The sequence below is a fragment of the Mycobacterium sp. Dal123C01 genome (genome assembly GCF_052566995.1).
In genome coordinates, this window is the sequence record NZ_CP199580.1 from 707,282 (window position 1) to 728,749 (window position 21,468).

Annotated in this window: 16 protein-coding genes and 1 pseudogene; 9 read left to right on the forward strand and 8 right to left on the reverse strand. The window is 67.6% G+C overall.

Annotated features, from left to right (window positions below; genetic code table 11):
- Positions 1-38: 38 nt before the first annotated feature.
- Positions 39-1,991, reverse strand: a complete 1,953-nt coding sequence (locus ACTXG5_RS03435; RefSeq protein WP_445162366.1) for a DUF7159 family protein — start codon at positions 1,989-1,991, stop codon at positions 39-41.
- 124 nt (positions 1,992-2,115) lie between these two features.
- Here ACTXG5_RS03435 and ACTXG5_RS03440 point away from each other — a divergent pair, with 124 nt between their 5' ends.
- The 3 genes from ACTXG5_RS03440 (at position 2,116) to ACTXG5_RS03450 (ending at position 5,043) form a co-directional block, all read left to right on the forward strand.
- On the forward strand, positions 2,116-2,706 hold the full coding sequence (locus ACTXG5_RS03440; RefSeq protein ID WP_445162367.1) for a hypothetical protein: 591 nt from the start codon (positions 2,116-2,118) through the stop codon (positions 2,704-2,706).
- Between the two features lie 97 nt (positions 2,707-2,803).
- Complete coding sequence (locus ACTXG5_RS03445; protein WP_445162368.1) at positions 2,804-3,313, forward strand: oligopeptide transporter substrate-binding protein; 510 nt, start codon at positions 2,804-2,806, stop codon at positions 3,311-3,313.
- 68 nt (positions 3,314-3,381) lie between these two features.
- Entirely contained in the window at positions 3,382-5,043 is a 1,662-nt protein-coding gene (locus ACTXG5_RS03450; RefSeq protein WP_445162369.1) for an Hsp70 family protein, read from the forward strand.
- On the opposite strand, the gene iniC is transcribed toward ACTXG5_RS03450, so the two are convergent.
- The 3 genes from iniC to ACTXG5_RS03465 all read right to left on the reverse strand — a co-directional run bounded on the left by iniC (position 5,037) and on the right by ACTXG5_RS03465 (position 8,763).
- Positions 5,037-6,569, reverse strand: coding sequence for an isoniazid-induced dynamin-like GTPase IniC (gene iniC / locus ACTXG5_RS03455; protein WP_445162370.1), 1,533 nt, complete (start codon positions 6,567-6,569; stop codon positions 5,037-5,039). The two genes, ACTXG5_RS03450 and iniC, sit on opposite strands and share 7 nt — an antisense overlap.
- Positions 6,566-8,407, reverse strand: coding sequence for a dynamin family protein (locus ACTXG5_RS03460; RefSeq protein WP_445162371.1), 1,842 nt, complete (start codon positions 8,405-8,407; stop codon positions 6,566-6,568). The genes iniC and ACTXG5_RS03460 overlap by 4 nt, the downstream gene beginning before the upstream one ends.
- Positions 8,408-8,499: 92 nt before the next feature.
- Positions 8,500-8,763: a hypothetical protein gene (locus ACTXG5_RS03465; RefSeq protein ID WP_445164633.1), complete on the reverse strand. Its 264-nt coding sequence runs from the start codon at positions 8,761-8,763 to the stop codon at positions 8,500-8,502.
- Between the two features lie 102 nt (positions 8,764-8,865).
- Here ACTXG5_RS03465 and ACTXG5_RS03470 point away from each other — a divergent pair, with 102 nt between their 5' ends.
- Positions 8,866-10,278 (forward strand): hypothetical protein, encoded by a 1,413-nt coding sequence (locus tag ACTXG5_RS03470; RefSeq protein ID WP_445164634.1) that lies wholly within the window; start codon positions 8,866-8,868, stop codon positions 10,276-10,278.
- 11 nt (positions 10,279-10,289) lie between these two features.
- Here the strand turns inward: ACTXG5_RS03470 and ACTXG5_RS03475 are convergent, their stop codons facing one another.
- Positions 10,290-10,583: a hypothetical protein gene (locus tag ACTXG5_RS03475; RefSeq protein WP_445164635.1), complete on the reverse strand. Its 294-nt coding sequence runs from the start codon at positions 10,581-10,583 to the stop codon at positions 10,290-10,292.
- A gap of 52 nt (positions 10,584-10,635) precedes the next feature.
- Here ACTXG5_RS03475 and ACTXG5_RS03480 point away from each other — a divergent pair, with 52 nt between their 5' ends.
- The gene (locus tag ACTXG5_RS03480) at positions 10,636-11,082 is read left to right on the forward strand and encodes a hypothetical protein (protein ID WP_445164636.1); all 447 of its coding nucleotides are present in this window, start codon (positions 10,636-10,638) and stop codon (positions 11,080-11,082) included.
- Positions 11,083-11,136: 54 nt separating this feature from the next.
- Here the strand turns inward: ACTXG5_RS03480 and ACTXG5_RS03485 are convergent.
- Both ACTXG5_RS03485 and ACTXG5_RS03490 read right to left on the reverse strand, forming a co-directional pair.
- Positions 11,137-11,229 (reverse strand): annotated as a pseudogene (locus ACTXG5_RS03485) (hypothetical protein); the annotation flags it as partial.
- Between the two features lie 250 nt (positions 11,230-11,479).
- On the reverse strand, positions 11,480-12,019 hold the full coding sequence (locus tag ACTXG5_RS03490; RefSeq protein WP_445162372.1) for an Rv0340 family IniB-related protein: 540 nt from the start codon (positions 12,017-12,019) through the stop codon (positions 11,480-11,482).
- 260 nt (positions 12,020-12,279) lie between these two features.
- Here ACTXG5_RS03490 and iniR point away from each other — a divergent pair, with 260 nt between their 5' ends.
- The 4 genes from iniR (at position 12,280) to ACTXG5_RS03510 (ending at position 20,618) form a co-directional block, all read left to right on the forward strand.
- A complete protein-coding gene (gene iniR, locus ACTXG5_RS03495; protein WP_445162373.1) occupies positions 12,280-14,688 on the forward strand; it encodes an isoniazid response ATPase/transcriptional regulator IniR in 2,409 nt (802 codons plus the stop codon).
- 136 nt (positions 14,689-14,824) lie between these two features.
- Positions 14,825-18,004 (forward strand): heterodisulfide reductase-related iron-sulfur binding cluster, encoded by a 3,180-nt coding sequence (locus ACTXG5_RS03500; RefSeq protein ID WP_445162374.1) that lies wholly within the window; start codon positions 14,825-14,827, stop codon positions 18,002-18,004.
- Between the two features lie 30 nt (positions 18,005-18,034).
- On the forward strand, positions 18,035-19,324 hold the full coding sequence (locus ACTXG5_RS03505) for a pyridoxal phosphate-dependent aminotransferase (protein ID WP_445162375.1): 1,290 nt from the start codon (positions 18,035-18,037) through the stop codon (positions 19,322-19,324).
- 31 nt (positions 19,325-19,355) lie between these two features.
- Complete coding sequence (locus ACTXG5_RS03510; RefSeq protein WP_445162376.1) at positions 19,356-20,618, forward strand: YibE/F family protein; 1,263 nt, start codon at positions 19,356-19,358, stop codon at positions 20,616-20,618.
- Here ACTXG5_RS03510 and rfbA read toward each other — a convergent pair.
- Positions 20,588-21,454, reverse strand: a complete 867-nt coding sequence (gene rfbA / locus ACTXG5_RS03515) for a glucose-1-phosphate thymidylyltransferase RfbA (protein WP_445162377.1) — start codon at positions 21,452-21,454, stop codon at positions 20,588-20,590. The genes ACTXG5_RS03510 and rfbA overlap by 31 nt on opposite strands.
- Positions 21,455-21,468 lie beyond the last annotated feature (14 nt).

A 21,468-nucleotide genomic window follows, 5' to 3' on the forward strand; every position in this document is an offset into this window, starting at 1 on the left:
GCCGCAAGGGCGATGCGGGTAGGCGCGTACGCGAACGGCTAGTGGTGGCCGCCGCTCTCGCTGCCACCGCTCGAGCTGCTGGAACCACCCGAACTACTCTCGCTCCCACCGCTAGAGCTGCTGCTGCCACCGCTACTCTCGCTGCTGCCACCTGAGCTGCTGGAACCACCAGAGCTACCGCCGCTCTCGCTGCCGCCACCGCTCGAGCTGCTAGAACCACCAGAGCCCACCGGCCCACCACCGCCGGAGGGTTCGCCACCGCCTGCAGAGCTGCCGCTTGCGGGAGGCCCACCTCCGCTGGGGGTTCCGCCACCACCGACCGGCCCACCGCCGCCAGAGGGTTCGCCACCGCCTGCGGAGCCACCGCCACCGCCGGGGCCACCACCACTAGGGGCTCCGCCGCTGGGGGTTCCGCCGCCACTGGGACCACCGCCGGATGGTGTACCGCCCTGGGGCGGCCCGTCACCAGGAGTCCCGCGGCCCGGAGCCGGGCCGCTACCGGGCCCGCCACTTTGCGGCCCACCACCGCCAGGATTCCCGCGGGTGGGGCCGGGGCCGTTGGCAGGCCCACCGGGCCTGCCGCCAGGGCCGTCAGGGCCGTCAGGGCCGCCCGGATTGGTCCATGGCCCTTGCCCCGGGGGGGTTTGGTGGGGTGGCGGCGGGACGCGGACCGGCGGCGGGACGCGGACCGGCGGCGAGACGTGGATCGGCGGCGCCTCGACCACGGGCGGACTTGCCGGCGGGTCGGGCAGGTAAACCGGCGGCACGGGAATGGGCGCTATCGGCGGGAGCACCACCGGAACCGGCACGGCTGGGGCTGCGGGAAGCGGAGCTACGGGCGGTGGGGCTGGGGGAACCGGGGCCGCGGGCACCGAAGCTGCCGGCGGTCCGCCTGCGGGCGGGCTCAGGGGCTTGGGTGGTCCCGCCTTCGTAGCCGCCACTGGCCCGAGTTCAGGCACGAGGACCTCCTGGACCGGGGCGATGAGGTCGTGGATCGGGGCGGGCAGCAAACCGACCGTCGTCCGGATGCCGAGGCTCAAAGCGACCTCTAGTGCCAGCGCCGCGCTAAAGCCCGCGACAGCCAACAGAGTCCCGACTAGAAGGGCCGGCCTGCGTCGCGGTCCGCTCTCACCCGGAGCGCCGATGACGACAGTCGGGGCATTGGCCTCGTCGTCTGCCACTGCGCTATAGGCGAGGTCCTCATCGCCTTGCGCGGCGCCCGTGAAGCTCAGATATTCGGGTAGGGCAGACATGTCGATCGAGCCCGTGCCGGGGTCTTGTGCGTAGGCCATCACGCCAGTCGACGACGCAAGCACGTTCGCGGACGCCAGGGCGGCTCCTCGGGCCAGAGCTGTCTCGGGCTCCTCCGGCGCGTTCACGGTAAGCGACGTCGCCTCTTCCAATTGCGGCTTGATCGGCGCGATGTCGACACCGCAGCCGATCACAAACAGGCCGCCGGGGCGCGTTGGCAATTCGTCGAGCCCGGCGACCATCTCCATCAGCTCAGCGGTGGCAACCTGACCGGAAGCGCTAATCACGTGTTCTTCGTGGACATCGGCGATGGAACCGTCGGAGGTCTCCACAACGGCCAAAGTCGCAGTGCCGGGCTCCAGGAAAAGCACCGCAGTACGCTCGTAACCCATTGCCCCGCCGACAAATTGAGTCAGAGCAGTCGCAGCCAGGAACGCAGAGACCAGCATGACGTTCTCAACTTTGTGGGCGGCCAGCGCGTCGCGTAAAGCTGCCGCTTCGAGTTGGTCGGTGCAGGCCACTCCGACCGAGGACAGGTCAAGGCCGGCGCCGGCCGCATCTTCGCGGGTGCCCAGGATGGCGGCGACCACTCGATCCGACGCACTGACGGTGGGTGCGTCGTCGGCAGCGGCGACGGCGAACTCGTTCTCGTCTACCGTGGCGCCGTCAGCATTTTCGCCTTGCAGCAGGACGATCTGAACCGAGGCTGGCGCCATCGACACTCCAAGCACGATGTCCACTACCCACGCCTCCCAAAATCTTGGCGGCCAGCCATGGCCAGGGCGGAGGAAAGACCACGTGGACCGCTAACTGATCGTCGCCGGGGAAGCTGTGCCGGAATCCTGCCGCAGTTGTGTAGGCCTTATGAGTTCAGGTAGTGACGAGACGGCATGGACTCCACAGGGCGCAGTCGACGACTTCTGCACCGGACTGACAGCTGATGTCAGTACGATCGGTGCCGTGGTAGGCCCCCCGGACGACTTCGACAATCAGCCGACCCGGCATCGAGATGTCGGCAGGGGCGATCCTCCGCCATCCGGTGAACCGCCAGCTCCCGCTCCCGAGCAATTCGAGCCCCCCGAATCACTGGATCCTTTCGACGAGGAGACCGAGCCCACCGAGTGGTATCGCAGGCCCGTGGTGCTCATCGGCTGGGGCTTGATCGTTCTGATCCTGATCGCGCTGATCGTTTACGGCATCATCGAGCTCATCGGAGACCAGGGCACCGGTACCACCCCGAGCAGCACGACCACGCCGTCGACCACCACCTCCACGACGCCACCCACCACGACGACCACGACCACGACCACAACCCCGCCGTCGACCACCACCACGACCATGGCGCCGCCCACCAGCAGCGCCGTCCAGCCGCCCGCCCACCAGCCGCCCCAGGAACCTACGCATCGGCATCACTGGCCGTCGTGGCTACCGACGACCATCCCCGCCTTGCCCTAACGAGCCGGTTGCAATGAGGTCAATGTTTGGCGGCCGATCGGAAGCTGCGCGTGTGGAACCCGCGTCCGCCTCGCCCTCGCCAGTAGTCTCGGCGACCATGGCAAGGCAAGCGCCGGCGGACTATTTCGTCGACGACGACCCGACCGTCTACATCCATTACGGTGACGACGAATCCGGCAGCGCAGCGCCCGAGCCCGACGACCCGATTCCGGGTTGGCGCAAACCAATTCCGTTGGTCGGGTGGGGCACCCTCATCGCGGTGCTCATCGCCCTGATCGTCTGGGGCATCCTCCAGCTGATCCACGGCGCCCCGCCGCAGGAACCAATCATCCCGACCCCAGCGATCACGCGGCCGTCGAGTGCCGCGACCACGACTCCGACGGCCCCGCCGTCGAGTGCGGAAACGACTCCGACGGATGCGCCGACGGCATCCACCGAGGACTCACTCACGTCGACCGCCCCGACCGCCCCGACCACACCGACCACCCGGACCACACCGACCACCCGGTCGAGCGAGGCGTACCCGTTCCCGCAACTGCCGTCGGTGATCACGCTGCCCGCGCTGCCTGGGCTACCCACCGAGATCACGTTGCCGCCCGGCCTGTGAAAAGGGCTCCCACCTAGACTCTCGGGAACCCACAGTCACAGTTACGACAACACACAGGGGTATGCCAGATGAGCGAGTCGATCGGTTTGTCGATCGGGGTTGCGAACCTGGTCGCGGCCCGCGCGGGTGGCGATGCGGTGACTCGCAGATCTGTTCTGACGCTGTTCGATCAGAGCGCATCCGAAGTCGGTCTGCCGGAAGAAAATCCGGACCCGGCCGGAGCCGGCCTGGTGATGCGGGGATTCGTCGAACGGGTGGGTGACCGAACCCCATTGGTGGCAGCCGACGGGACGAAGTATCTCGGAGATGCGCTGACGGTCGAAGCGCTCGAGGCGATGGCGCGCGCTGTCGACTACGGGACGCCGGTCACTATCGCAGTCCCCGCGTATTGGTCGCAGGAGCAGTCCGCGGCGCTACGTGAGGAGTTTTTTGCGCAGCCGGGTCTGGCGCCCAACGGCGTGCCGCCGACGCTGATCTCCGACGCCACCGCGGCGCTCACGGCCCTGCGTGCCGGGGCAGACTTCCCGGCCAACGGCGTCGTCGCTTTGTGCGACTTCGGCGCCAGCGGCACCTCCGTGACACTGAGCGATGCCGGGTCGGACTTCCGGCAGATCGGCCCGTCGGTCCGATACCGCGAATTCTCCGGCGACGCGATCGACGAGCTCCTCCTCGACCACCTGCGCGAAGGCGTTCCGACTGACACCAGCGGCGGCCTGGCCAGCACGACGCGGATGGGGTCACTGGCCCGCCTGCTCGATCAATGCCGACGCGCCAAGGAGGATCTGTCGGCAGCGACGGTCACCACGGTCCCGGCGGTGACCGGTGAGGATGTCGAACTGTCCCGCAACGACTTCGAGGAACTGATCTCCGGACCGCTGGACCAATTCGTCGCGACCGTCGAAGACGTCCTGCGCCGCAACGATATTCCGAAGTCAAACCTGGCCGCTGTGGCCATTGTCGGCGGCGGCGCCGCTGTCCCGCTGCTCACCACCCGCCTTGCCGAACGTCTCGAGGTGCCGATCCACACCGCGCCGCAACCTGGGTTCAGCGCCGCTATCGGAGCGGCCACCTTCGGTCAGCAGCACCCCGCGGCACGCGTGGCTGCCAGTCCCCCCGTCGAGAACCCGACGCAATTGGCGAGCGCTGCGCCAGCCGACATGACTCAAATGCTCCCGGGCGCCCGGATCGAAGAAGAGGGCCCCCTGGCGTGGTCGGAGGACGAAGAAGAGGACGATCCCGTCCCCTACACCGGACCCGAACACAGCGGCCAATACGTCCGGGACGCAATGGAATTCGAGGACGCGGACGACGATCCTTACGCCGAAGCCACGCCGCTGCCGTGGTACAAGCGCCCCGCCCTGATCTTGAGCCTGGCCGCTGCGGGCGCTGCAATACTGATCGCCGTCGTGTTGGCGTTGACCCTGGGCGAGGAGAGCCCCAGCCCGGTCCGGACCCCGCCGAGTCAACCGACGGCACCGCCGCCGGAGCAGACCGTGACCATCACCGACACCCCCACCGGGACGCTGACCGCACCACCACCGCCACCACCGTCGACGACCACCACGCAGGCGCCCGTGACGACCACCGAAGTGCCTACTACGACATATCAGCCGCCGCCCACCACGACGTATCAACCGCCTGTCACCACGACACCACCGCCGCCCACGACGACCTTTACGCCACCCGTGGAGCCCACCCGCGAGCGGCGCTGGCCGTGGCGGCGCTACTGAGGCTGGACGTTGGACATGTCGTAGCCGTGCGCGGCGAAGTCGGCCACCATCGCCTCGGCGCTGCGCACCGCGGCGCGGCACGCCTTGGTGGTGAACGGATCGTTGAGCGGATGCTCGGCGCGGCGTCGCCAGCGTTGCGCCGCAGCGAATGCGGCCCGCGGGCCCTCGCGCGGGACGGCGTGGGGATCCTCGGGATTCAGACCCAGCCTGCTGGCCGGCCGGGTGCCCGATCCGCCGACGATGCGGCGCAGTGAAGCGATCTCTTCCTCATTCAATGTCGTTGGGCGAGAATGTAATTGGCCGAGCAGGCGAAGCTCCTCGAAAGCATGGGTGTCGCCCAGCAACGGGTCGATATCGGCGATGACGTAGGGCGTCGCCACGATCGGGAACGCCTCCACGAACCGGCGCAACGACACCAGCGCGGTGTGCGCCTTGAGCATGTCGGAACGCTGCGCGAATTGCTGATCGATGACCGCACGCAGCGCGACCAGCCCACTGCGCTCCAGCAACTCGTCGGCCAGCCCCGCTGCGTCGCTGACTCCGGCGGCCAGCACCGCGATCGAAATCCGTAGGCCGAACATGCCGAACCGCTCCAGCAGTTGGGCGCGGGTTGCCGCGTCCACGGGCAGCGGGCTGTCGGGCCGGACGAAGCGATCCACACTCAACATGGCCTTGCCGAGCTCGGCCTTATCGGCGGCGGCGAGCTTCTGCAGCGCGATGAACTCACTTTGCCGTAGCGTGCGCGCGGTCAGCGCCAGCAGCCCGGACACCGGCACCACGGCCTGGCAGATGCCCGTCTGATTCATCTCCTTGGTGAATCGCTGCGCCACATCGGCCGCCGACAGCATCGCGTCGATCCGGCCCGCGCCGATCTCGTCGGCCCGCGAGGCCACCCCGACGATGCCCAGCGCGCCCGCCGACCCGCCGACGAGTTGCCCGATCTGCTTGAGCAGGGCGACATCTGCGGCGTTGAGGGTGCGTAACAGGAACACCACCGCATCCACCCGCGGCACCCCGTCCGGCGGTACCAACAGCCGCAGCGTGCGTTCGGAGGCCTCGCGCGTCAACGACGACGTTCCCGGGGTGTCGATGATGGTGGTATCGACAAGCTCTTCGGCGGGCCATTCGACGTCCAGGTCGGCCACGTCGGCGGGGTTGAGCCTGCGGAAGTCGAAGCTCAGCCCGCCTTGTGGTCCAGCGCTGTGGCTGATCGGCACATTGGAATGCCTTCCGCCCCAATGGTTGGCGGTGACCTTCGGGGTGGGGCCGTGCCGGAACCACGTCACGATCCGGGTGGCCTCGGTGGCATCGGTCGGGGCGATGTCTTGTCCGACCAAAGCGTTGAGCAGAGTGGACTTGCCGGCCTTGAGCGTGCCGGCCAGTGCGATGCGGATCGGTTCGTTCAGCCGCGCGCCGATGCGATCCAGTTCGTAGAAAACCTCGGGCCGTTGCCGGTACGCCGGCTCACCGCGGTAGGCCTGGATAGTCCCGCCTAGAATTGCACGGACTCGATCGCTAGTGCTCACACCCGTCCTACGGTCACCTGTGGCGTCAGTTTGTCCACATTGTCGGTGACTTGGTTCAGGATATTCAACTGCCGCTCGAGTTCACGGACCTTGTTGTCGCGTTCGGCTTCTTCGATATGCGCCGCGGCGACGGTGGACTGCAGCGATTCGTTGAGCGAACGGGTGATCTCGTTGGCGATGTCGCGATAGTGGTCGCGCAGCGTGCGATGGATGTCCTTGAGCCGGTCGCGAGATTCCTTGCCAACCACGAACGAGATGTCGTCGACAAAGCGTCGCACATTCGTCTTGGCCTCGGCACGCGCCCGCAGCAGCCGGTTCTCCTTGTCCTCCTTGTAGGCCATGCGGCCAAGGATCAGCCCGGCGCCGACGGACAACGGGTTGAACAGGCCCAGTCCCGCTACCGAGGACAACATGCCGATCATCACCACACCGCCGTACGAACCGCGCAGCCCGCTAACCACTTTCTGGCCTTTGCCGGCCGGCTTGGACTCCAGTTCGGACAGCGACTTGAGCCGGCCGAAATCCTCGCCCATCGCGTGTTGGCTCAGCTCGGGAGTCAGCACCGAATCCAGTCGCGAGGCGGCGAATGAACGTGCCACGTCGTCGGCCAACTCCTCGGCGCGTTGGTAGGCCCACACGAAGTTGTCCCCGACGGCGGTGGCGACCGCGTCTTCCACGTCGCTGCCGATCTCGGCCCAATGCCGAGTCGGGTCACACGAATCGATCTGGCGTTCGATGTCCTCGGTGAGCGAGCGGAAGCGGGCCCGCATGTCGTGGTCGACGTCGGTGCTCAAGTCGGTGAATCCATCGTTGAGCACCTGCTGCCACAGGGCCGTCTGTTCCAGCGCATCCAGCGCGTCGCGCTTGCGTCGCTCCAGGTCGTCGCCAAGTCGGTCTCGAAGCCCCGGATCGTTGACGACCGCGAGCTCTGAGCCCACAGACATCGTCAAATGCTTTGCAGCCGAACGGATATCGAGGAGTACCTGGTCGCGCGTCCGGTCGGTCTCGCGGGAGAGCACTTTCTCGCTGAGAAATTTGACGATCGCCGGGAAGTTGGACTCCTCGTTGAGTTCGGTGTCGTTGAGCGTGACGGCGTGGCTCCGCAGCAGCGACGAGACCGGCAGAATCGGCATCGGTACGCCGGCGCGCTGCAAGTGCGCGGTGTTCGCGCCGACGATGTCGCGCCAGTGCGGATAGAGGTCGGTTTTGGTGGCCGCCAACACCCCGACCGGGCAGATCCGGTGTGCCTGCCGGATGAACCACATCTCCGGTTCTGTCAATTCCTGGCTGGTGTCGCTGACCATGATCAGCGCATCCGCGTTCGGCAGCAGACCAAGGGTCGCCGACAAGTGCGGCTGCCCGTGACCCCCCACCCCGGGGGTGTCGATGAACGCCAACCCACCTTGCAGCAGCGGGCTGGGCGCACCGATCTCGACGCGCAGCACTTCGCGGCTGCCGGCTTGCGGCGCTCGTCGCAGATCGGTGTTGATGTCGTCGATCGGGATGTCGACGGCCGCGGATTCGCCGTCGGGCCCTGCTGCCACGACCAGCCGGGCCGACGGCGGCTCGCCGTGGCTGACGACGGTGATCACCACGGTGGCCTCGTCGTCGCCTACTCGCGCTACCGGCAGGTTGAGCAGCGAGTTGAGCAGCTGACTCTTGCCCTGTTTGAGCTGCCCGGCGATCACCACCCGGATCTGCGGGTCGGTGATGCGCTCGCGGGCGCGCGCTAGTCGCTCCGCGAGGTCATTGCGGTCGTTGAGCTCGGCGATGGCGATGGTGTGGTCGATCAACTCGACGATCACGCTGACCCGTCTCGGGTCACTGGGTTGAGTCACCGCGCTGCCCCACTTTCTCGCATCTGCGCTTACCGTATGCGCGCGAATCGGCGGGGATCAAAAGGTCCCCGCCGATTCTCTCTAACAATCAGTTATCCGTGCGGGCCGCCGACGTGCGAGGGCGCGGGATGCGGCGCCGGCGCGGGCGCGTGCACCGGGGCCGGCGCGTGCGGAGTCCCCTCGAACACCGACGGGCTGTGCGGTGCTGGGGCCGGCGCGTGCTCGACCGGTGCAGGCGAGTGCTGAACCGGCGCGTGCTCGACCGGAGCGGGCGAATGCTGAACCGGGGCGGGCGAATGCTCGACCGGAGCCGGCGAGTGCTGAACCGGGGCCTGTTGCGCCGGTTCGTGGATCACCGGTGCGCCTGCGCCGCCATGCCCGGCAGGACCGCCGGAGCTGGCAGGCCCGCTGGAGCCCCCACCCTGGATAACGGAGCCCGGGTTGGACGGTGGCGTCGCGTGACCGCCAACCGAGCCCCCGGCACCGCCGCCGCCCTGGATTACGGGGCCCTGTCCGGCCGGACCGGTGGGGCCGTGCTGAGCTGCGACGCCGCCGACGGCGACATTGCCACCCCCGCCCAGCGTGGCGCCTTCCTGGCCGAGGATGCCGCCGTGAGCTCCACCGCCAGCGCCCCCACCGATGCCGCCGCCGGCAGACCCCCCGCCCGGGACGGCGCCGCCGATCGCCGCGTTGCCGCCGGCGCCCACGTGGCCGCCCATACCCGCACCACCCGCAACTGCGGGAACCGCGGATTGCGGCGTCGCGTGGCCCAACGCGGTGCCCTCGCCGCCCAACATGCCGGTGCTGCGTGCACCCCCGATGCCAAGGCCAGCGCCGCCAGCAGCGGCGGCACCGCCTTGACCACCGACGCCGACGCCTCCGAGCGGGCCCGCCACGTGAGGAGCGGCCGCACCGTTCAGCGCAGCGCCTTCGCTAGCGATCAACCCCGCCTGACCGCTTGCTCCGGCACCCAGCGCTGCATTACCCCCCGCGCCGGCGAGTGCTCCGACATTGCCGGCACCAGCGAGCTGGCTGCTGGCGCCGAAACCGGCCTGCCCACTCAGACCAGCCTGAGCACCAGCGCCGCCGAATGCACCGACGTTCTGAGCGCCAGCACCGAATCCCCCCTGGCTCGCCAGACCTGCCTGGCTGCCAAAGCCGGCTTGACCGCCCAGACCTGCGTTGCCACCAGCGCCAAAGCCAACACCAGCTTGGCCACCCAGGCCAGCCTGACCACCGGCACCGAAACCACCACCAGCCTGACCACCGGCAAGTGCACCGGCGCCGACCTGGCTACCCGCGCCAAAGCCACCGCCGACCTGGCCACCAGCACCAGCACCAAAACCACCACCGGCACCGACGGCGGCCTGACTACCAGCATCGAAGCCACCGCGGCCGCCTATACCCCCGCCAGCTTGACCACCCACGCCAGCCTGACCGCCAGCACCGAAACCACCACCGACACCGGCGCCGACCTGACTGCCAACACCGAAGCCACCGCCGACCTGGCTACCCGCGCCAAAACCACCGCCGACCTGGCCACCAGCACCAAAACCACCACCGGCTTCACCCGCCAGGCCAACGCCAGCGTGACCGCCAGCGCCGCCGCCGAATCCGCCACCGGTCTGACCGCCGATGCCTCCGCCCAGACCGGCGCCGGCGCGGACACCCCCGCCAAAGCCGGCATTGACCTCGCCGCCCAGACCAAACCCGCCGCCGAAGCCACCGCGGCCACCCAGGCCGGCCTCACTGGCCAAGCCGAAGCCGGTGTGTCCGCCCAAGCCGGCGCCGCCACCGAGACCCAAGCCAGCGCCGCTCTCGCCGCCGAAACCGAGACCGGCCCGGCCACCAAAACCGGTTTGGGCATTTAAGCCGAAGCCAGTCAGGCCGGCACCGCTGAGACCGAAGCCCGTGTGTCCGCCGAAACCACCACCAAGACCAAGCCCCAAGCCGGCATTGACCTCGCCGCCCAGACCAAACCCGCCGCCGAAGCCACCGCCAAACCCGGTACCCGGGCCGAACTCACCCACGCCAGGCCGGAATCCGCCCCAATCGGGGCCAGATCCAGTTCCGAAGCCGGGTCGCCCATCACCCCAACCGTGGTGAGACCCTCCCCAACCAGGCCGAGGGTCACCCCAACCGTGGTGAGACCCTCCCCAACCAGGCCGAGGGTCACCCCAACCGTGGTGGGACCCTCCCCAACCAGGCCGAGGGTCGCCCCAACCGTGGTGGGATCCTCCCCAACCAGGTCCGAAACCGGGGCCAAACTCGCCGGTGCCTGGTCCGAATCCACCCCAACCGGGCTGCCAGCCGAACCCGCCGCCGCCGAACCCACCGCCATACAGTCCGGCGTCGACAGCACCGAGAAGTCCGCCACCCACGTCGCCCACGATCGCGCCGCCAAGGCCGAGGACGGCACCGGCGCCGTCGACAACCGGGGCAATCGCGTCACCCACCAGGGCGCCCGCGTCCTGGGCAACCGCACCAACAAGGCCGGGCCCGTACCCGTAGCCCGGGTCGTACCCCCCGTAGCCGGGGTCATAGCCGCCATAGCCTTGGTCGTAGCCATAGCCCTGGTCGTAGCCTCCGTACCCCGGGGCATAGCCGTACTGGTCGGCCAGCACCTGCTGCAATCCGCCGATCGGGTCGCCTGGACCCAGGGGCACTCCCGGTAGGGCGTTGGCCACCGCGGACGAGAACTCGTCCGGTGCCACGTTGACCAGGCCGGCATCGGTCATGGCCTGCCCGGGACCCGAGACGAAAGCGCGGGCCGCGTCCGGGTTGGAAAACAAATCCAGGATGTATTGGATTAGCGAGTCCATGATCGATTCCCCTTCGATATCCCCTTCGCCGACTAACCGGCGTTCTGCAATACACGCTATGGATTCCGCCTGTGCTCGGAATCGGGGACGGATCCCCCAGCTGGCCGGGCCCCCACCGGGATACGCCAGACCCCCCCGTTAGGGGGTTAGGGGATTTGCAAGGGAACCCCCGCACAGCACCAAAGATGCCCCCATCAGGGGGCCATCAAAGCAGGTCAGGGCCACAATGGTCGACTGCGGACAGACAGATTTATCCGTGCAGACCGAAGTCGTGGTGATCGGGCTCGACGGGGTGCGGGTGGTCGACCGAGTGGTCCCACAGGCTCAGATCGTGCACCGGGAATGCCCCGTGGTCGATCGCACCATCGGGCGTCTCAGTGCCGGAGAGCTGCGCCGATGACCCAGGAAGGTCGATGCCTAGCGGGCGCGGATCGGCCGCCGGCTGAACCGGTGCCGGGATCGTCGGCTGATGGATCATGCTGCCCGCCGGACCGTGCGGATCGACCATCCCCGCGGGGGTGTGCGGCGCGAAGGCATCCAGGGCGGCTGCGGCCGCACCGCTTGCCCACACGTTTGCGTGATCGGCGGCGGGCACTCCTGAGGCAGGGCCGGCGGAAGTGGACATCGACAGCGAATCAGTCACCACGGGAATGAGATTGTTCACGTCGGCGCTGGTCACATCGGTAAGGTGGGCGTCCGCGATGGACTGCACGGGGTTGGTAGCGTAGCGCGCCGCGGCAGCGGGATCACGCACCAGCGAGATGACGAAGTCGAGCAATGAGTTTGCCATTGCGCACATCTCCTTGCCGCACTCTGCCCTTGCCGCTGCCGTTCACGGGGAACGCTCAGCCAATTACCACGATGTTATCGGCCCAGTGGGGCGCTGTGATCGGTGCGCAACCCACCTGCTCTCCGATTGCGTTAGGGGGAGCCACCTTAGGGGAACGGGAGGCTTACGGGGATGGCTACCCGGATACGGGGGTTGGTGCGGTTATGGTGGGAAAACCGCTCCCGAGCACCGGCGAAACACCTATTCAGGGGGTACGCGACATGAGTCCGGCTCCCACCCCGATCCCGGGAGAAGCCATCCAGGCCCTGGCCAACGCGTCGACGGTTCCGGTTAAGCTGTTGATCAGCGGCGGTATCGGGACCGGCAAAACCACCGCTCTCGCCGCAGCTCGCGAGGCGCTGCGGCAAGCCGGGCTGACCGTGCTCACACACTCTCCCCGCGCCGGCGATCCGACCGACGCCGCGCTGGTGATCGACGACGCCCACCTGCTGAGCGAGCCCGAGCTGCGCAGCCTCGCCGAGTGCGTGACCGATCTGCGCACCACCGTGGTGGTGGCCGGCGAGCCGCAGGAGCAGCTGTGCGACCTGACCGTGGCCATGGAACGGGATCGACCGCGCATATCGCTGGGCCCGCTGGCGGTGTCCGAGGACCTTGTGGGCTGCACGGCGGGGCTCGCGTTCCTGGTGCACGCCACGGCTGAAGGCGCACACGCCCCGGTCCAGGCGGCCATGTTCACGCTGATCGCGCGGTTGCGCCGGTTCGACGACCCCGCCCTGGACACCCTTCTGATCATGTCGCTGACCCAGGAGCTGGGGGCAGCCGATGTGGCTGTGGCACTGGGGATTTCGGCAACTGACGCGCACCGACTGGTCGATCGGGCGCGCGCCAGCGGACTGATCGAGCCGTCGCACAGCCCCGAATTCCTGCAGCTGGTGCACGACGCGATCGCCCAGATCGTCGGCAATGCCCACCACCGTGAGATCGAAACCGCGCTGCTGCGTTCACAACTCGACATGTCGACGGTTTCGCCGCAGCTCGCGCTGCGACTCGCCGAACACGGGCTAAAAGACGACCGATTGGCGGCCATTCTCACTCGGCAAGCCGCGGCCGCACTGGGCGAGTCCATCAGGGCCGCACGGCTTTACCAGGCGGCCGTCAACGCCGGCGCCGAAGGGCTGACGTCGCGCGTCGCCGACGCGCTGGCCCGCGCCGGAGACTGCGCCGCCGCGGCAGCACTGGCCGATGGTCTACTCAGCTCCCCCGAGTCCACCGAACGCGCCGCGGCGGTTCGGATCGCGGCCAGCGTCGCAGCCCATGAGGGCAACGCAAACCAAGCGGCGGAATTATTCGGCTGGCTGGGGCCCCAACCGGACGCGGTGGTCGGCGCCGCCGCGGCGATCGTGCTCGCCGCTACCGGTGACCTGGATACGGCACGTGACGCGCTGCGTCTCAAGGATTCCGGTCCTCCGAACATCGCCGCCCGCACGTCGCGCAGTCTCGCCGAGGGGCTGCTGCTGACCATGGACCAGCCGTATCCGGCTGCGATGACGAAACTCAGTCAGGCCGTCGCGGCCGAACAATCCATGAGCGAAGTCATTCCGGACAGCCCGGCGGCACTGGTGACGTTGGCCGCGATACATGGCGGCGACCCGGTCCGCGCCCGCAGCGTGATCGGCCGGGCGGTGCGCGCCGACGGTGACGCGTTGTTTCAGGCTCGGCACACATTGCTGTCGGGCTGGATCAAAATGCAGGACGGGCAGCTGGCGGCGGCCAGCGCGGATGCCGCCGCGGTCGGCTCTGCCGGCTTGCACCGGCGCGACGCATTGTGGGCAGCGGCACTGCAGACGGCGATCGCGCGGCGCAGCGGCGACACCGGCGCGCTGCAGAAGCATTGGTACGCAGGCATGGAAGTGCTCGCCGAGTACTCCGTCGACCTGTTCGCGCTGCTGCCGCTGGGCGAGTTGTGGGTGGCGGGCGCCCGGATACGCCAGGTCGAACAGCTGCGACACGCCCTGGATCAGGCGTTCACTCTGCTGGAATCGCTGGGCAACCCGGCGTTGTGGTCAATCCCACTGCATTGGGCCGGCGTGCACGCGGGAATCCTCGCCAACGTGCCGGAGTTGGTCGCCCCGCATGGACAAGCCCTCGGTGCGGCGGCCGGAGCCAGCACTCTCGCGCAGGCCCTCTCGGGCGCCGGCCGCACCTGGCTACACGTGCTGGCCAACCAGGTCGACGTCGACGAGGTCACCGCGTCGGCCCGGTCGCTCTCGCATGTCGGGCTGACCTCCGACGCGACCCGGCTGGCCGGCCAGGCCGCGCTGCAGACGCCCGACGGAAGAGTGTCCGGCACGATGCTGCAACTAGCCCGGGACCTCAAGTTGCGCGCCGCCCCGGGCGATGTCCCGAGCGAGCCACCCGCCGACGAACCGCAGGGCGCTACCCCGTCGCCACCACGGCAGCCATCGTCGGGATCGCCGCTGTCCCATCGCGAACGCGAAGTCGCTGAACTCCTGCTGCTGGGCCTGCCGTACCGCGACATCGGCGGGCAACTTTTCATCTCGGCGAAGACTGTCGAGCACCATGTCGCCCGGATCCGTCGTCGCCTGGGCGCCGGCTCGCGCTCGGAGATGCTCTCTATGTTGCGTGCCATGTTGGCACCGGAGAGCTAAGCCGCTGGTCAACGGCTTCGACGAACGCCAGTTAGGGGAACCTTTCTCGCGTCGATAGCGGCGCAGATGTCACTATGAGCTAGCAAAGATCGAACGAATATTCGCTGAGTGACGACGCATTGGGGAGACACCTGCTGTGACCACGCAGACGCTCATCAGATTGGTGCTGGGGCTGGGCTTGACCGCGGTCGTGGTCTTGTTTGCACTGAAACGCGTCTGGTGGCTGTTCCGGCTAATCATGTCCGGCCAGCCGGTAAGCGGACGTACCGACAACGTCGGCGCCCGAATCTGGGCGCAGGTCTCCGAGGTGTTCGGTCAGCGCAAGCTGCTGAAGTGGTCCATCCCCGGCCTTGCCCACTTCTTCACGATGTGGGGATTCTTCATCCTCATCACGGTTTACATCGAGGCCTACGGCACCCTGTTCCAACCCAACTTCCACATCCCGATCGTCGGCCGCTGGGACGCGCTGGGTTTCTTGCAGGACTTCATTGCCCTTGCCGTGCTGGCCGGCATCATCACATTCTCAATCATCCGATTGCGCAGCGAGCCAAAGGATTACGGTCGCCAATCGCGTTTCTACGGCTCACACACCGGCGGCGCCTGGCTGATCCTGTTCATGATCTTTATGGTCATCTTCACCTTCGCGATCTTCCGCGGAGCCTCGGCGAATACCGGAACCCTCCCCTACGGCAACGGCGCTTTCTTCTCGCACGCGATGGGCGCGCTCATGCATCCGCTGGGCACAACTGCCAACGAGTGGATCGAGACCTTCGCGCTGGTCGCCCACATCGCTGTGGCGCTGTTCTTCTTGCTCATCGTGCTGCACTCCAAGCACCTGCACATCTTCCTGGCACCCATCAATGTCACCTTCAAACGCCTGCCCGACGGCCTGGGCCCGCTGCTGCCGATGGAGTCCGGTGGCAAGCCGATCAACTTCGAAGATCCCAGCGAGGACGATGTTTTCGGCCGCGGCAAGATCGAGGACTTCACCTGGAAGGCGAACCTCGACTTCGCCACTTGTACCGAGTGCGGGCGCTGCCAGTCGCAATGCCCGGCCTGGAATACGGCTAAGCCCCTGTCGCCCAAGCTCGTCATCATGGACCTGCGCGACCACTGGATGGCCAAGGCGCCCTACATCCTTGGTGAGAAGACCGCCGAGCCGCTCGAGGGTCTGGATCTCGAGACGGTAAAAGAAGAGGGCCACCATGTCCCCGAGTCCGGCTTCGGCCGGATTCCCGGGCACGGACCCGAGCAGGCAGCCCGCCCGCTGGTCGGCACTGCCGAACAGGGCGGTGTGATCGATCCCGACGTGCTGTGGTCGTGCGTGATGTGCGGTGCCTGCGTCGAGCAGTGCCCGGTGGACATCGAGCACATCGACCACATCGTCGACATGCGCCGCTACCAGGTGATGATGGAGTCGGAGTTCCCATCGGAGCTGTCGGTGCTGTTCAAAAACCTGGAAAACAAGGGCAACCCGTGGGGGCAGAACGCCTCGGACCGCACCAACTGGATCGACGAGGTCGACTTCGACGTTCCCGTCTACGGCCAGGACGTCGAGAGTTTCGACGGCTACGAGTACCTGTTCTGGGTGGGCTGCGCCGGCGCCTACGACGACAAGGCCAAGAAGACCACCAAGGCCGTCGCCGAGCTGCTGTCCATTGCCGGGGTGAAGTTCATGGTGCTCGGCACCGGGGAGACCTGCAACGGCGACTCGGCCCGCCGGTCAGGCAACGAGTTCCTGTTCCAGCAGCTTGCCCAGCAGGCCGTCGAGACCCTGGACGGGGTGTTCGAGGGCGTGGAGACCGTCGACCGCAAGATCGTCGTGAGCTGCCCGCACTGCTTCAACACCATCGGTAAGGAATACCGCCAGCTGGGCGCCAACTACAGCGTGCTGCACCACACCCAGCTGCTCAACCGGCTGATCCGCGACAAGAAGCTGGTGCCGGTGACCCCCGTCTCGCAGGACATCACCTATCACGACCCCTGCTACCTAGGCCGGCACAACAAGGTCTACGAGGCCCCGCGCGAGCTGATCGGGGCCGCGGGAGCCAACCTCACCGAAATGCCCCGCCACGCCGAGCGCAGCTTCTGCTGCGGCGCGGGCGGTGCGCGCATGTGGATGGAAGAGCACATCGGCAAGCGCATCAACCACGAGCGTGTCGATGAAGCGCTGGCCACCAATGCCGCGACGATCGCGACCGCCTGCCCGTTCTGCCGGGTGATGGTCACCGACGGTGTGAACGACCGGCAGGAAGAGGCCGGTCGCAGCGGAGTCGAGGTGCTCGACGTCGCCCAGATCCTGCTCGCGTCGCTCGAGTACGACAAGGCGACGCTGCCGGAGAAGGGCACGGCCGCGAAGGAAGCAGAGAAACGGGCGGCGAAAGCCGAGCCCAAGGCCGCTGCTCCCGCCGCGACGGCACCCGCAGAGGCACCCGCTGAGACCGAGGAACCCGCGGCCGCCGAGCCGGAGCAGTCCACCCAGGCTGCCGCGGCGCCCGCGAAGGGGCTGGGTATTGCGGGCGGGGCCAAGAAACCGGGCGGCGCCAAGAAAACAGCGGCACCCGCCGCCGAAGCGCCGGCCGCCGAGCAGACCACCGAAGCCGCAGAAGCCAAAGCTCCCGCCGCACCCGCCAAAGGCCTAGGTATTGCGGGCGGGGCCAAGAAACCGGGCGGCGCCAAGAAAACAGCGGCACCGGCGGCCCAAGCACCGGCCGCCGAGCAGACCACCGAAGCCGCAGAAGCCAAAGCTCCCGCCGCACCCGCCAAAGGCCTAGGTATTGCGGGCGGGGCCAAGAAACCGGGCGGCGCCAAGAAAACAGCGGCACCGGCGGCCCAAGCACCGGCCGCCGAGCAGACCACCGAAGCCGCAGAAGCCAAGGCTCCCGCCGCGCCCGCTAAGGGATTGGGCCTGGCCGCCGGCGCCAAGCGACCCGGCGCCAAGAAAACAGCGGCCCCGGCCGCGCAGGCCGCGGAGCCACAGGCCGAACCAAAGGCCCCGGCCGCTGAGGAAGCCGCGGAACCGCAGGTGGAGGCCGCGGAGCCCAAGGCGCCGGCGGCCCCGGTGAAGGGATTGGGTATCGCCGCAGGTGCCAAGCGCCCCGGCGCCAAGAAAGCCGCGCCCCCGGCCCCGGCGGCCGAAGCCCCCGCGGCCGAAGCCAAAGCCGAGGCGCCCGCGCCCGACGAGCAAAAGGCGGACGCCAAACCGGAACCGAAGGCGGAGCCGGCCGAGGAGACCAACGGCGACGCGGCGCCCCCGGCAGCACCTGTTAAGGGGCTGGGCATCGCGCGCGGCGCCCGTCCGCCGGGCAAGCGCTGATCACAGATTGGCGTCTGTCAGCAAATTTCAGTGGACAGCAGTGGCACCATAGGTGACGTGACCACTCACCAGCTGCCCGTCCACAACGCCGGCCATATCCGGCAGCGGACGTTCGCGCAGTCGTCCAAGCTGCAGGACGTCCTGTACGAAATCCGCGGCCCGGTGCATCAGCAGGCCGCGCGGCTGGAGGCCGAGGGGCACCGCATCCTCAAGCTCAACATCGGCAACCCGGCGCCGTTCGGCTTCGATGCACCCGACGTGATCATGCGCGACATGATCCAGGCACTGCCCTACGCCCAGGGATATTCCGACTCCAAGGGCATCCTGCCGGCCCGGCGCGCGGTCGTCACCCGCTACGAACTGGTCGACGGCTTCCCGCGATTCGACGTCGACGACGTCTTCCTGGGCAACGGGGTATCCGAGCTGATCACGATGACGCTGCAGGCCCTGCTCGACAACGGCGATCAGGTGCTGATTCCCTCCCCGGATTACCCGTTGTGGACGGCGTCGACCTCGCTGGCCGGAGGCACCCCGGTGCACTACCTGTGCGACGAGACGCAGGGCTGGCAGCCGGATCTCGCCGACCTGGAATCGAAGATCACCGAACGCACCAAGGCGCTGGTCGTGATCAACCCGAACAACCCCACCGGCGCCGTCTACAGCCGCGAAGTCCTCACCCAGCTGGTCGAGCTGGCGCGTAAGCACCAGCTGCTGCTGCTCGCCGACGAGATTTACGACAAGATCCTCTACGGCGACGCCCAGCACATCAGCCTGGCCACACTCGCCCCCGACGTGTTGTGTCTGACCTTCAACGGCCTGTCCAAGGCGTATCGCGTCGCCGGCTACCGCGCCGGCTGGCTGGCGATCACCGGGCCCAAGGACCACGCCGGCAGCTTCATCGAGGGAATCAGCCTGCTGGCCAACATGCGGCTGTGTCCGAACGTTCCCGCCCAGCATGCGATCCAGGTCGCCCTCGGCGGCTACCAGAGCATCGAGGACCTGGTGCTGCCCGGCGGCCGGCTGCTCGAACAGCGCGACGTCGCGTGGACCAAGCTCAACGCGATTCCGGGAGTGTCCTGCGTCAAGCCGGATGGCGCGCTGTACGCGTTCCCGCGGCTGGACCCCGAGGTTTATGACATCGCCGACGACGAGCAGCTGGTCCTCGACCTGCTGCTGCAGGAAAAGATCCTGGTAACGCAAGGCACCGGATTCAACTGGCCGGCACCGGATCACCTGCGCATCGTGACCCTGCCGTGGGCGCGTGACCTGTCGGCCGCGATCGACCGGCTGGGCAACTTCCTGACGAGCTATCGACAGTAATCAGATTCCCGGCGCCTCTACGGTGGACCGGGTGACCCACTCGCACTCGCACAACCTGTCGGCAGGTCCGTCCCCATTTGGGCCACTGCCCGCCAAGATCGTGGTGGGGCTGCTGGCTGCGATCGGGATAGCCGTGATCGCCGCTGCGGTGTTGTTGTGGCCGAGCCGCGAGCGTGTCGACGTCCCGATGCCGTTTCAGAGCGCGACGGGCGGGGCGGTGAGCACCCAGCGCGCGCACGTACTGTCCAGCGGGCTGGGCGACTGCGGCAGCCCGTCGGCCAGTCAGGTACTCACCACAGCGCCGCAGCCGGGAGCTCCGGGCACCGGACGATGCGTGGAAACGCTGGTCGCCATCGATTCTGGGCCGAATGCCGGCGCGAAAACCCTGTTGGAGTCCTCCCCGGGTCCCGGTCAGCCGCAATTCAGGGCGGATGACCACATCCGGGTCATGCGGCAGGTCGACGCCCAAGGCGCCACCACCTATGCGTTTTACGACTTCGAGCGGGGCTGGTCGCTGGTCGCGCTGGGCCTGGCGTTCGCGGTGGTCATCGTGGCTGTGGCGCGCTGGCGCGGGTTGCTGGCTTTGGTGGGCATCGTGGTCGCGTTTCTGGTGCTGGTGGTGTTCTTGCTGCCGGCGCTGCGCGACGGTGCACCCGCGGTTCCGGTGTCCCTGGTGGCGTCGGCGGCGATCCTGTACGTCGTCATCTATCTGGCACACGGCGTCAGCCTGCGTACCAGTGCCGCCTTGTTGGGCACCTTGTCGTCGTTGCTGCTGGCCGCCGGATTATCTTGGGCGGCAATCGGACTGGCTCATTTGACCGGCCTGTCGGATGAACAGAACTCGACGGTCAGCGCGTATCTGGGCAGTGTGTCGATCAGCGGCCTGCTGCTCGCCGGGTTCATCATCGGATCGCTGGGTGTGCTCAACGATGTGACGGTGACGCAGGCTTCGACCGTCTTCGAGCTCGCCCATGTCGGCGGCGACACCTCCCGGCGAGCGATATTCCTGAGCGCAATTCGGGTGGGACGCGATCACATCGCCAGCACGGTGTACACCCTGGTGCTGGCTTACGCCGGCAGCTCGCTGCCGCTGCTGTTGCTCTTCAGTGTCGCCAACCGGTCGCTGGGCGACGTGTTGATCAGCGAGAGCGTGGCCATCGAACTGGTGCGCTCCGCGGTCGGCGGAATCGCGCTGGCGCTGTCGGTGCCGTTGACGACGGCGATCGCCGCGGTGCTGGCCAAACCGGGCCCCATTAGCTCAAGTCAGCCCCGTTCCATCAGCTCCAGCAGGTAGCTCCCATACCCAGACTTGACCATGGTGTGTGCGCGTTTCGCCAGCTGCTCGTCGGTGATCCAGCCCTGCACCCAAGCGATCTCCTCGGGAACGCCGACCTTCAGGCCCTGCCGACGTTCCAGGGTGCGGACGTAGTCGCTGGCATCCAGCAGTGAGTCGAACGTTCCGGTGTCCAGCCAGGCGGTGCCGCGGGTCAAGACCTCGACCGAGAGCCGGCCGCGGTTGAGGTAGATCTGGTTGACCTCGGTGATCTCGTACTCGCCACGGTCCGATTTCTTTAAGCCCTTGGCGATCTCGATCACGTCGTTGTCGTAGAAGTACAGCCCCGGCACCGCATACTTCGACTTCGGCGTTTCCGGTTTCTCCTGCAACGACAGCGCCATCCCGTCGTCGCCGAATTCGACGACACCATAGGACGACGGATTCGCCACCCAATACGCGAAAATGGCTCCGCCGCTGACGGATTGGAAGCGGCTCAGGTTGGTACCCAAACCCGGCCCGTAGAAGATGTTGTCCCCCAACACCAAAGCCGAAGAATCATTGCCGATGTGCTTGGCGCCGAGGACGAAAGCCTGTGCCAGTCCGTCGGGTTGTTCCTGCTTGACATAGCTGAGGTTGATACCGAATTGCGAGCCGTCGCCGAGGAGTCGCTGAAAGCCGACCGCGTCGTGGGGGGTGGTGATCACCAAAATGTCGCGGATGCCGGCCATCATCAACGTGGACAACGGGTAATAGATCATCGGTTTGTCATAGACCGGCAGCAACTGCTTGCTGATACCCATCGTGATCGGGTGCAGACGAGTGCCCGAACCGCCGGCCAAGATGATTCCACGCATGTAGGGCTCCTATG